The 12,048-nt window shown below is 46.6% G+C and carries 12 protein-coding genes; 10 read left to right on the top strand and 2 right to left on the bottom strand.

Going from position 1 to position 12,048, the window contains the following annotated elements; translation table 11 throughout:
• Together OXI60_04365 and OXI60_04370 are read right to left on the bottom strand one after the other, a co-directional pair.
• Positions 1-596: IS1595 family transposase (locus OXI60_04365; protein ID MDE0309051.1), on the bottom strand; the 596-nt coding region annotated here is incomplete at its 3' end.
• Positions 597-827: 231 nt separating this feature from the next.
• Entirely contained in the window at positions 828-1,751 is a 924-nt protein-coding gene (locus OXI60_04370; protein ID MDE0309052.1) for a LysR substrate-binding domain-containing protein, read from the bottom strand.
• Between the two features lie 203 nt (positions 1,752-1,954).
• Here OXI60_04370 and torT point away from each other — a divergent pair, with 203 nt between their 5' ends.
• The 10 genes from torT to OXI60_04420 all read left to right on the top strand — a co-directional run bounded on the left by torT (position 1,955) and on the right by OXI60_04420 (position 11,721).
• Positions 1,955-3,019, top strand: a complete 1,065-nt coding sequence (gene torT / locus OXI60_04375) for a TMAO reductase system periplasmic protein TorT (protein MDE0309053.1) — start codon at positions 1,955-1,957, stop codon at positions 3,017-3,019.
• Between the two features lie 7 nt (positions 3,020-3,026).
• Positions 3,027-4,589, top strand: a complete 1,563-nt coding sequence (locus OXI60_04380) for a sugar ABC transporter ATP-binding protein (protein ID MDE0309054.1) — start codon at positions 3,027-3,029, stop codon at positions 4,587-4,589.
• Between the two features lie 16 nt (positions 4,590-4,605).
• A complete protein-coding gene (locus tag OXI60_04385) occupies positions 4,606-5,628 on the top strand; it encodes an ABC transporter permease (GenBank protein MDE0309055.1) in 1,023 nt (340 codons plus the stop codon).
• A gap of 56 nt (positions 5,629-5,684) precedes the next feature.
• Entirely contained in the window at positions 5,685-6,422 is a 738-nt protein-coding gene (locus OXI60_04390) for a LamB/YcsF family protein (protein MDE0309056.1), read from the top strand.
• A 31-nt stretch (positions 6,423-6,453) separates the two neighbouring features.
• On the top strand, positions 6,454-6,693 hold the full coding sequence (locus tag OXI60_04395; GenBank protein ID MDE0309057.1) for an acetyl-CoA carboxylase: 240 nt from the start codon (positions 6,454-6,456) through the stop codon (positions 6,691-6,693).
• Positions 6,694-6,709: 16 nt separating this feature from the next.
• Complete coding sequence (locus OXI60_04400; protein MDE0309058.1) at positions 6,710-8,089, top strand: acetyl-CoA carboxylase biotin carboxylase subunit; 1,380 nt, start codon at positions 6,710-6,712, stop codon at positions 8,087-8,089.
• 2 nt (positions 8,090-8,091) lie between these two features.
• Positions 8,092-8,967, top strand: coding sequence for a carboxyltransferase domain-containing protein (locus tag OXI60_04405; protein MDE0309059.1), 876 nt, complete (start codon positions 8,092-8,094; stop codon positions 8,965-8,967).
• Positions 8,957-9,931, top strand: coding sequence for a biotin-dependent carboxyltransferase family protein (locus tag OXI60_04410; protein ID MDE0309060.1), 975 nt, complete (start codon positions 8,957-8,959; stop codon positions 9,929-9,931). The genes OXI60_04405 and OXI60_04410 overlap by 11 nt, the downstream gene beginning before the upstream one ends.
• A 116-nt stretch (positions 9,932-10,047) precedes the next feature.
• Positions 10,048-11,331 (top strand): NAD(P)/FAD-dependent oxidoreductase, encoded by a 1,284-nt coding sequence (locus tag OXI60_04415; protein ID MDE0309061.1) that lies wholly within the window; start codon positions 10,048-10,050, stop codon positions 11,329-11,331.
• Between the two features lie 114 nt (positions 11,332-11,445).
• Positions 11,446-11,721 carry an ATP-binding protein gene (locus OXI60_04420; GenBank protein ID MDE0309062.1) on the top strand — a complete coding sequence of 92 codons (276 nt, stop codon included), beginning with the start codon at positions 11,446-11,448 and terminating at the stop codon, positions 11,719-11,721.
• Positions 11,722-12,048 lie beyond the last annotated feature (327 nt).

Genomic DNA, 12,048 nt, shown 5'->3' on the forward strand with positions numbered 1-12,048 from the left:
TAGCCATGCTGCTGAAGTCCTTCGTAGGCGGTCGCATCATCAGTATAGACCGTTGATCCTTGTGAAACGCTGTCACAGACAATCCGGTGCAGCGTGATGGCCTTGGTGTCAGCCACCCTGAATGATTTGATCTGCCTGCTGCCGCGTTCTTTGATGCCAACCACCGCAGTTTTGCCCACCGTCCCTCGCCCGGCGTTGAGCTTTCTGTCTTTATGCTTGTTCTTCTCCCAGCCACCGAGATAGGTTTCGTCCACTTCCACCTGACAGCCAAAAAGCTCAGATGCATTGTTCGCCCAGGCAGCTCTGATGCGGTGCGCCATGAACCAGGCATTCGACTGGTGCATGCCGGTGTCGTTGGCCAGCTTGTAACTCGAAACCCCTTTCAGTGACGTTGACAGCAGATAGATGCCCATCAGCCATTTCCGATACGTGATGTTGCTGCCTTCCATCAGCGTTCCGGTCTTGACGCTGAAATACTTGCGGCAGGCCCTGCACCAGTAGGGCATGGTCTTATGACTGGCTTCAGTGGTCTGTCTCGATTCACAGCGCGGACAGACGCGGCCATCTTTCCAGCGCAGCGCCTCAATGTGTTTCATCGCATCGGACTGAGTCGCAAACTGTTCCAGAAACTCGTAAAGGCTGACCCGCTTTCAATCTCGCTTGTTCTTGTGCATGAAATTTACTTCCCACTTGCTCTTTCTACGTCAGAAAGTAATTTCAAAAAGCCGTCTTTGTCAACTATTAACGATTATTCCCAAAAAATAATCGCTTAGGCAAACTGACCGCAACCGCCACCGATTTGATCGGACCTGAACTGCAGGTGCGCTCTATTGCTGATGCCAGCCTAATCCAGCATCGGAGAATGTCAGGCTGAGATAATCGAAAAAGGCTTTCGCCGGCGGATTCATTTCAAGATTTTTATTCCAGATTAGTCCGACATCCATTGATTCAACAGGTCCGACCACATTTTTCACTTCCACGTGTTGTCCCTCCAAGGACCAAGGGCGATACACCATGTCGGAGAGTATTGTTACCCCCATCCCCGTAGCCACCATGCTCCGGACAGCCTCAACCGAAGTTGTCTTGAATACAACATTGGGTGTGAACCCTGTTGATGACCAATATCTCATGGCTGAATTTTCAGCCTCGTCAACAGTAAGCATGATGTACGGTTGTTCCGAAACCTCAGAGAATCCTATTGGGTCGACATTCAACAGCGGATGATCTGCCCACAGCCACAGTCGTCTGCGAGACCTCAGCAGAACTTTGGAATCAATTTCTTCCGTATTCCGCAAGTTTGATACCAGAATAACAGCGATATCGATTTCTCCATTGGCAATCTTGGACTCAATGTCATCTCTATGCCACTCGTGCATCTGCACAACCACTTCGGGAAATGATCGGCTGAAACGCGTCAGAATCTGGGGAATGAAATAGCCTGAAACCGTATATGTCAATCCTACCTTTACCTTCCCCTGTAAAGTTCTTCCAGAAAGTCGAAGCCCACGCGTGGCTTCGGAAACAGCCGCTAGAATGTTCTGTGCATGGCTTAAAAACTGATAACCTTCGTAGGTCAACTGCACACCACCGGACTGCCGCTGAAATAAAGGCGCCCCAATTTCTTCCTCTAGTGACATGATTGCAGCGCTGACTGCTGATTGGGAAATGTTTAAGTTGGTTGCCGCAGAAGATATTTTTCCTGAATCCGCAACTGCTATGAAATAACGTATTTTTCGAAATGTTATATTCATCTGTTTTTCTGATAATTCTATGCAGAATATTCTATTTTACAATACTGAACCAATTTCATATAAACCGAATTGACTTTCCAGTTCAGTCGTTTTTGAGAGACTGGAAGCCGAGGCTGAATCGCTAGTCTGATTGACAAAAACATCGATCATTGAGTTAGCGAATCAGTGGAATTCATCAGAAGTTAGGTGAGGAGATTATGAAAATGAAAAAGATACTGTCAATTGCAGTTGCGGTTGGACTCTTTGGCGGAAGCAGCGCATTCGCTGAGAATTGGTATCCGTATCCGGTCGAGGTTTGGAACCCGCCTTTTGATATGGCTAGTCCTCGAACAACCGTGGATTACCAACCGCTGGAAAAAGCGGAAAAAGCATGGGATATATGCGTATCTTTTCCGCACATGAAAGATGCCTACTGGCTTGCCGTCGACTATGGCGTCGTAGCTGAGTCAGAAAGACTCGGTGTCAAGATGCAACTGGTGGAAGCAGGCGGCTACACGAATCTGAACACCCAGATTTCCCAAATTGAAGACTGCGTCGCACGTGGCGCAGACGCTGTTGTCATTGGTGCGATTTCTTTCGACGGTATGAACAATCTGGTCAGTGAAATTCGAGGCAAAGGGATTCCTGTTATTGATGTCATCAATGGAATGTCGTCATCGGAATTGTCTGCAAAGTCGTTGGTTTCATTCGGTGAGATGGGATACAAAGCCGGAGAGTATATTGCGAACCTGCATCCTGCCGGTTCGGGCAAAGTCCAAGTGGCATGGTTTCCGGGACCTCCTGGTGCTGGCTGGGTAGAAGCTGGAAATGCAGGCTTTCAAGAAGCCGTGAGTGGCTCAGATATTGAAGTGGTGGACACCAAGTATGGTGATACTGGCAAGGAAGTGCAGTTGAAATTGGTCGAAGACGTTCTTGAGGCAAATCCGGATGTTCAGTACATTGTCGGCACGTCCCCGACGGTAGAGGCTTCTATCAGCCTTTTGCGGTCCAGAGGACTATCGGACCAAATCAAGTTGCTTGCCTACTACTTCACACCTGGAGTATTTCGTGGGATTCAACGAGGTCAGGTTCTGGCAGCGCCAACGGATTCGGCAGTCATTCAAGGACGTATTGCTATCGACCAGGCAGTCAGAATTCTTGAGGGCAAATCTTATGAGCAACATGTTGGACCCGCTCTATATGTAATTGACTCAAACAACATCAATACATTTGATCGTTCATCATCACTTGCTCCGGACGACTTCAAGCCCAAATTCACAGTGAATTGATCGAAATTTGATTGATTTGGCAACGTCAGCTGAAACAACCAGGAATGAAGGTGGTCTTCCGGATAAAGGGAGACCACCTCTTTTGGAGTTAAAGGGAATAACAAAGTACTTCTCAGGTACTTTGGCACTGGAAGAGGTGAATTTCAGTTTGCTTCCTGGCGAAGTTCACGTACTTTTTGGAGAAAACGGCGCTGGCAAGAGTACATTGATATCAATAGTATCAGGTGCTCATCGTCCTGATGCAGGGAGAGTCGAGTTTCACGGCACTCCAATCGAAACGTTCTCTGTCCACCATGCGCGTGCCCTTGGCATCAGTACCGTTTTTCAGGAGTTTTCACTGGTACCGCAGCTTACCGTGGAGGAAAATTTGTTTCTCGGGGCCGAGAACACACGTTACGGTTTTTTGGACCGGTCCCAAAATCGACAAAAAGCACGGGACGTGCTGAACCGACTTGGTTTCTCGATTGATCCTGCAAAACAGGTATCTTTCCTTTCCCGAGCTGAGCAGCAAATGATTGAGATAGCCAAGTCATTTCGATCAGATTCGACAGTTCTTATTCTTGATGAACCAACAGCGTCCTTGACGAATCAAGAAGCTGAGCAGTTATTTGCTCTGATTGAAAAACTCAAAGTACAGGGTGCAGGCATCATATACATCACCCATCGGATTAACGAAATACGCAGGATTGGAGATCGCATCACAGTATTGCGAGACGGGAAAACGATCGCAACAGTTGATGCAGGAACTTCGGAAAATCAACTGATGCAGCTAATGACCGGGCGGGTGATTGACCAAATCTTCCCCGAATTAAAGTTCCAACCGTCCAATACCGTGCTGGAAGTGAAGGATTTGTCGACTACCGATGGCAGGGTGGGAGGCGTATCAATGCAACTTGCTCAGGGCGAAATTGTCGGAATGGCCGGTCTAGTAGGATCAGGGAAGTCGGAAGTGGCTCGAGCTTGCTTTGGGCTGAGTAGAATCGGTGCCGGAAAGATTGTTTTGAACGGTGCGACTATCGATAAGCCAACGCCGCGACGGATGCTGGACCGAGGTTTGTTCTACATAACTTCAGACCGTCGCGAAGAAGGATTGATGATGACGAGAAATGCCCGAGAAAATTTGACAATCGCAGCACTTTCGACTGCAATGTTCTCGCAGGGTCAAATACTTCGACGTCGCAAAGAAGCCATTCATGCAAAGCAGCTTGCGAAACAGCTTAATGTTCAGCCTGGCAACATCGAGCAACTGGTAGAACATTTTTCTGGTGGTAATCAGCAAAAGATTTTGCTCGCAAAAAGCTTGACACGAAAAGTGAAACTATTTGTATTTGATGAACCGACTGTGGGTGTAGATGTAGGAACAAGAGTTGCGATTTATCAGTTTATTGCAGGGTTGTGCAAGGATGGCGCTGCGGTGTTGCTTATTTCGTCGGATTTACCAGAAATATTGCACATGACCCACCGTGTTTATGTGATGCGCCAGGGATCAGTTTCTGCTGAGTTGCGAGGGCGTGAGATTAATCAGGAAAGTGTATTGCGCAACTGCTTTAGCCCTAAAGATGTCAATTGAAACTGGAGAACGAAACGTGAAAGGACGTGGAAGCATGAAGATATTTTCGGTTTGTGGCCGAATATTGAAAGTTGCATTTGTGCGTCTTGGCGTTTTGCCATTTTTGTTGTTGATCGCTGTAATCGTTTTCACAATTCTTTCAGATAACTTTCTATCAGGACGTAATTTCCTCAATGTGATTCGGCAATCAACTTACCTTACACTGGTTGCTGTCGGGCAAATGTTTGCATTGCTAACCGGAGGTTTCGATTTGTCTGTCGGAACAATTCTAGCGGTTACATCAGTCGTAGGTGCGACGGTAATGGCAGCTGCATTTGTAGCGATGCCGGAGTCGATTGGGTTGGTGATTATGATTGGGATTTTAGTGGGAGTGTTCGCAGGGACCCTGATCGGAGTTGTCAATGGCATCGGAGTTGCTGTATTCAATGTTTCTCCATTCATGATGAGTCTTGGTATGGCATCTGTGGGGTTTGGCGCTGCACTGTATATGACTGGTGGAACCCCGGTCTATGGAATGCCGATAGAGTTTGGAGACATATTCGGTTTTGGGTCCGTTTATGGGACCCCAACTCCTGTATTGGTTGCGGCGATTGTTGTTTTGGTTCTGTTCTTCGTAGTGAACTGGACTCGAATAGGTCGATATTTTTATGCAGTAGGTGGAAATATCAAGGCTGCACGCTTGTCTGGAATTAATACCAGATTAACTCTCTTTCTTGCCTACGTTTGCTGCGGCTTTATGACCGCAATTGCTGGAATACTTCTTACTGCACGCCTTGATACGGGCGAGGCGAATATCGGTGCAACAATGCCGTTAGAGTCGATTGCTGCCTGCGTGATAGCAGGAGTGAGTCTGCGTGGTGGCATTGGAAGATTGGAAAACGTCGTGCTAGGTGCATTGTTTATCGGTCTCGTTCAAAACGGCATGAATTTAGCACGCATTGAGTCTTATCTTCAGATCGTAGTCATCGGGCTATTACTGATTTTTGCGGTAGTGGCTGATCAGTTTCGCCTTCGAGTTATTGCTGGCATGCAGGGCTGAACAGCGGTTTCGTAAATATTTAATCAGCAACAAAAGTAAATCAGCGGAGGAAGAAGATGTCAGTTCTAGTCAATTGTGATATGGGTGAAAGCTACGGCATATACAAGATGGGAGAGGACGAAAAACTTATGCCTCTTATTAACTTGGCTAATGTTGCATGTGGATTTCATGGATCAGACCCAAATCACATGCGTAAAACCGTTGAACTTGCAAAGCAAAACGAAGTTCAAGTAGGTGCGCATCCTTCACTGCCGGATCGGCAGGGATTCGGAAGACGAGCCATGACAATCGAACGTGATGAGCTCACCAATATCATCATTTATCAGATTGGTGCACTGAACGGATTTTTGGGTCGGGAGAACATGAAGCTAAATCACATCAAGCCTCACGGAGCGCTCTATGGCATGGCTGCGCGTGATGAATCTGTCGCGCATGCGATCTGTGATGCAGCTGAACCATTTGGAGTTCCCCTGCTTGGCATGAAAAACACGGTTCATGAAAGGGTTTACAAGGCTCGCGGAATGCAGTTCCTAGCGGAGTATTACGCTGATCTTGAGTATGACGACAGTGGAAATTTAATTATTACTCGAGAGCACGATCCAGTGGATCCGAAGGTTGCTGCCGAGCGCTGTCGGCGAGCCATAGAAGAGGGAACCACTGAATCAGTCAATGGCAAGTCTGTAGAAGTAGGAAGCGACTGCATCTGCGTACACTCAGACACTCCGAACGCTGTTGATGTGGCAGTAGCAGTACGGGAGATTGTAGACCTCTACACCTCCGAGGCAAACCAGTAATCGGAATATAGATCGATTTGAGGGTCAAATTATGTCAACAAAGCAAATTATCTCGCAATTACCAGGAACCTTCTATCGGCGACCGTCGCCGGACCAACATTTTTACAAGGAGGAAGGTGATACCGTCGCTGTAGGAGAGACAATCGGATTAATTGAGGTAATGAAATCGTTTCATGAAGTGAAATCTGACCACGATGGGAAAATTTCAAAATTTCTGGTGGACGATGAAGATGCAGTTATGGCTGGACAGCCGATTGCTGATGTGAATTGAGACTGAAGTCAAGGCTATGGCAATCAAGCGGCTGTTTATTGCAAACAGGGGGGAAATCGCGGTACGAATAATTCGTAGCGCCAGAAGTATGGGTATCCATACCATTCAGGCATACAGCGAAGCTGATGTCGATTCGCTTGCTGTTCGTTATGCCGATGAAGCTGTACTGATTGGAAAACCGCCAGCGGCGAAATCCTATTTGAATATCGAAGCAGTTCTGGCAGGTGCGAAAAAAACTAAGGCAGACGCAGTGCACCCAGGATACGGATTTCTTGCAGAAAACGGAGATTTCGCAGATGCTGTTGAAGCGGCTGGCTTAATTTTTGTAGGACCGCGCGGAAACACGATCAGGCATTTGGCAGATAAGGTAGCAGCGAGATCGGCCGCAAATGCTGCTGGACTTCCGACCGTACCTGGCAGTTCTGGCAGGGTTAGTGCAAATCATCCTCTTGATGTGATTGACAGTAATCTAGAGTTTCCAGTGTTGATTAAAGCTGCTGCCGGTGGCGGAGGAAGGGGTATTCGCATCGCAAGGGATGAAGATGAATTCTGCCGACTGGCCCCACAAGCGGCTATTGAAGCACAATCTGCATTTGGAGATAACGGAATCTACGTTGAAGCGTACATTGAGAATGCAAGGCATATAGAAGTTCAAGTCATTGGCGATGGTTCAAGGACTGTTCATTTTTATGATCGAGAGTGCTCTTTGCAGAGGAATCGTCAGAAAATTTGGGAAGAAGCTCCAGCTTCTGTCCTCTCAACTGAAATTCGAGAAAAGCTGTGTCAATCGGCTGTAGCGTTTTCCGAGAGCGTAGGTTATCGCAGCGCTGGCACGATGGAGTTTCTTTATGACGTCGAAAAGGAAAAATTCTATTTTCTTGAAATGAATACTCGAATTCAAGTTGAGCATCCTGTGACAGAGTGCATTACCGCAGTTGATTTGATTCGAGAGTCTATTCTGGTTGCTGATAGCGGACGCTTACATTTGAATCAGGAAGACATTGTTCTGAATGGCCATTCGATTGAGTGCCGCATCAATGCCGAAGATCCTGTCAAAGGTTTTATGCCGAGTCCGGGGACAGTTGCTGTCCTCAATCTTCCAGGAGGCCCTGGAGTGCGATTTGACTCCATGCTTTTTTCGGGTTGCCAGATACCACCTTATTACGACTCGTTGGTTGGGAAGCTGATAGTCTGGGACGATTCCAGAGAGCAAGCCTTGCAGCGGATGAAGGTTGCTCTAAACGAGTTGGAAATAGAGGGAATATCGACAACCAAACTATTGCATCAAGCACTTGTAGACGATTGGGAAATAAGAAATGGCGAGATGCATATTCAGTTTCTTGATGCCTGGCTTGATCAATCAATGACACAACTTACTGCAATGGGGGATGAGTGACAATGAAAACAAGGTACTCGTTTGGCGGGGATGATCACATTTTCGCTGAAGTCGGGGAAGAGATGTCATTGGAGGCATTCTTCAAGAGTCTTTCTGTGACAACAGCTGTGAGGGACAGTCAAATAAACGGGGTGCAAGAGGTTTGTCCAGCCAATGCCTCATACCAAGTTAAATTCAATCCCGACCTAATCAAGCCGCAGGATATGTTGACTGAATTACAGAAAATCGAGGGGGAGGCAGAAAATGCAGAAGCCAAAATCAGTACTCGTGTCGTCGAAGTTCCAGTCTACTACAGAGACCCTTGGACAAATGAAACCTTGATGCGTTTTCGGGAACGGCATCAGGATCCTGATGGCACTGATCTTGAATATGCTGCCAAGATCAATGGTTTTGATTCAGTTGATACATTCATTGAGGCACATTCAGCGTCTCCATGGTTTGTAACCATGGTTGGTTTTGTCGCCGGACTGCCATTCATGTATCAAATGGTCGAAAGAGAAAGACAAATTGAAGTGCCGAAATACCTTCGTCCCAGAACAGATACACCGAAGTTAACCGTTGGTTATGGCGGGTGTTTCGCCTGCATTTATTCGGTGAGGGGAGCGGGGGGTTACCAGATGTTCGGAATTACTCCGATGCCCATATTCGATCCAAATCAGCAAATCAGTTACTTGCAAGATTTCATGGTGTTCTTTAGTCCTGGCGACATAGTGAAGTTCAAACCTATTGGCCGGGCAGAATACGATGCGCAGGTAGAGGCTGTAGAGGCAGGAAGATTCGAGCCGCAAATTTGCAATTTTGAATTTTCTCTGGCGGATTTTCAAAAAGATATTGATCAGTACAACGAGCGAATTAAGGAGTTACTTCATGGGAATTAAATTCATCTCTCCCGGTTTAGCTACTTCGGTACAGGATTTGGGGCGTCCCGGCTATTATCACTTGGGTATTCCTATATCCGGTGGTATGGATCGGGTGGCCGTGCGATCTGCGAATTTACTGGTGGGTAATCCAGAGGATGCCGCTGTTTTAGAGTGTGTTTTTATGGGGCCTGAGGTGGAATTCACTCGTGATGCAGTGGTTTCTGTTACCGGTGCCGAGATTCCTCCAACTGTGGACGGGGAAACGAAAGAAACCTGGACTTCGTTCTCTGTAAAGTCTGGACAAGTACTGAGTTTCGGGTACTTGAAATCCGGGGCTCGCGCCTATATTGCGATCTCTGGCGGCATTGATGTTCCGATTGTACTTGGCAGTCGTTCAACCTACAGTTTGGGAGCGTTGGGAGGCTTCAATGGCCGGAATCTTCAAGCAGGAGATGAGGTAGCCATCGGTACAAGTTCGGGTATCGTTAAAGAGGGAAGGACAGTTCCGAAACGGCTAAGACGCGAACTTGCCTCTACTGCTGAATTACGGATGTTGCCTGGTCTGTATTGGCATCGCATTACAGATGAATCGAAGTCAACATTCTTTGAAGATGTCTGGATTGTGGCTTCGGAGGCCGATCGCATAGGGTACAGATTCAAGAATGGGCGAAGTTTAGAGTTCAATGAACGAAAGCAACCATTTGGAGCTGGTTCAGACCCGTCTAATATTGTTGATGGTTGTTATCCGTATGGTTCGATTCAAGTACCTGGCGGCACAGAACCAATCGTGTTGCATCGCGATGCGGTATCCGGCGGCGGCTACTTTATGATCGGCACAGTAATCTCAGCTGACATGGACTTAATCGGACAGTTGCAACCAAATATGCCAACCCAGTTCGTTAACGTGAATATGGAAGATGCGCTTAATGCTCGGGCCGAAAGAAGCGCAAACATGGAGGCTATTCGAGAGTGTCTGGTCTAAACTGGCAAAGCCAGTATAGGCACACTAATTTGGTTGAGCACCACGTTTGACCAAAAAGGAACTCAATTCAAAGGAACTCAGCATTTTTTCATGACTTAGTCAAAATCGATAATTTTTTGGGAAATAGTAATGTCAGAAAAACATTTATTGATCGCAGGGAGTTTTTGACGGCATCCTGTTTGGCTGTTGTTACAGCGGCAACTACAAAACTTGGATTCATTGCCAAGTCAGCGCAAGCAGACTCATTATGGAAATTTATTGCAAAATCTGAGGCAGACCTTTTTTATCGGAACAGGTTGCCGGATGATCAAACGCCTTTGGTGAATGACCCTGTTGCAAAAGCAGTAAATTTGTTCGATTGGAACTTCCCAGAGCTAGTGGAAAATGCGACAGGAGGAACATTCGGGTCAAAGGGCATGCCTGAAAATTTCAGCGAAACTATCGAGGTGCCTGAGGCATATCTCGGTATGCCAGTTGCGATCGTAGGCGCAGGTGCTTCAGGATTGTCTGCTGGATTCGAGTTGATGAAACTTGGTCTGAAACCAGTGTATTACGAAGTTCAGACACAGAGCGATTCTTCTGGCAAAATGCATGCCCGTCCATACGGGCGAATTTTCAGTTGGGACTTTGGAGGTAACGGGGAACTCAGTCCCGGTGGTGCAGGATGGTACCCAGACGGAAAGTTGACTACGTCAAGTGTGATGCCAAATTCCCAAAACACTCACAATTGGGGGCGACGTGTTGCTGAACTAGGAGGAATGCGATTTCCAGCCACTCAGCTAACCCTACGAACATATACAGATTCCATATTCCAGAACGGTTACTATTATGGAGATTCGTTTGATTCTCCGTGGGTACCATTCCGTGATCCAGGTTTGTACTCGGCAAAGAATAATCCAGACCCTTCAAAGGGCGGTGTGGTGATGCCTAGCGACAATGATACGATTGAATTTGATACTGTATACAACACGAAAGGAATTTTTAAGGACAGAGGCAGTGCCGAACCGACAAATCCAGAAGATTATTCGGATACCGATCGTGTAGCCGTTGGAACAACCCTTGCAGATTCGAATCAAGCTGTTTACAACTTAACTTTCAAATATTTTGATCTTCTATACGGGGATGTCGACCCTTCAAATCCATACAAGGGAATCTTAACTCCTATTAAGGAACAGATGAGATTGACGCTCCAAACATTCTGTCATAGCATTTATTTTCAATCTATTAAGCGGGGTCACTTCAACGTGCCACCAGTGAGAATACGGAACAACAGAACGAAAAAAAACTTTTTATCGGGGTTCGAACCACCGACGACAATTCGGCCTCTGAGTGGAGCGTCAATTTCATCTTGTTCCTTTCGTGATAATAACACGGCTACCGGTGTGTTGCGGGCTTTTTAGAAACTAAAATCATAAGTGCATGATAATATTGAAAACAGACTTATTTTGTTTCTTCAAACGATGATGTTCTCGCAGCGCGAGGTTGGCGACTATTAACGATTATTCCCTAAATTTATGCAGCGTTTGGGGAAAGTGGCACTGGTTATCATTGACGACTGGGGGCTGAAACCGCTTGGCTCAGCTGACCGTCATGACCTGATGGAATTGATGGATGCACGCTATGGAAGTACTTCAACGTGCGTGATCAGTCAACTGCCAGTAGATCAGTGGTACAACTCGATCGGCGATGCAACACTTGCAGACGCTATTTTAGATCGGTTGATACACAACGCCCATCGCATAGAGATAAAAGGCGAGTCTATGCGAAAACTAAAAGCAGATCAGGTATGAGCGAGGCTCAAAGCCTCAGTTCCGTGTGAATAACTGTATTACCAACCTTGGGAAAAATTCCCTGCGGGGAGTCAGAGTGCTGCGCACTCCCCTCCGGGTTTCTTCACAAGGTTGCCAGACACAGTTTTCCACACTCAAATCGAGACAAATAACACTTGACATAAGGAGGTGATTGATCATTAAATAAACGGTAACTTAGACACTGAGTTGAACTACGCTTGTTGCTGAAAATTCACAAATGTTCAGATAAAAGTTCATTTTGTGTTCAAGTACAGTTCATTCTCTGTTCAGATAAGTTCATTTCGTGTTCAAATTGAGTTAAATACG

This window comes from Acidiferrobacterales bacterium (assembly GCA_028820695.1).
Lineage (GTDB): Bacteria > Pseudomonadota > Gammaproteobacteria > Arenicellales > JAJDZL01 > JAJDZL01.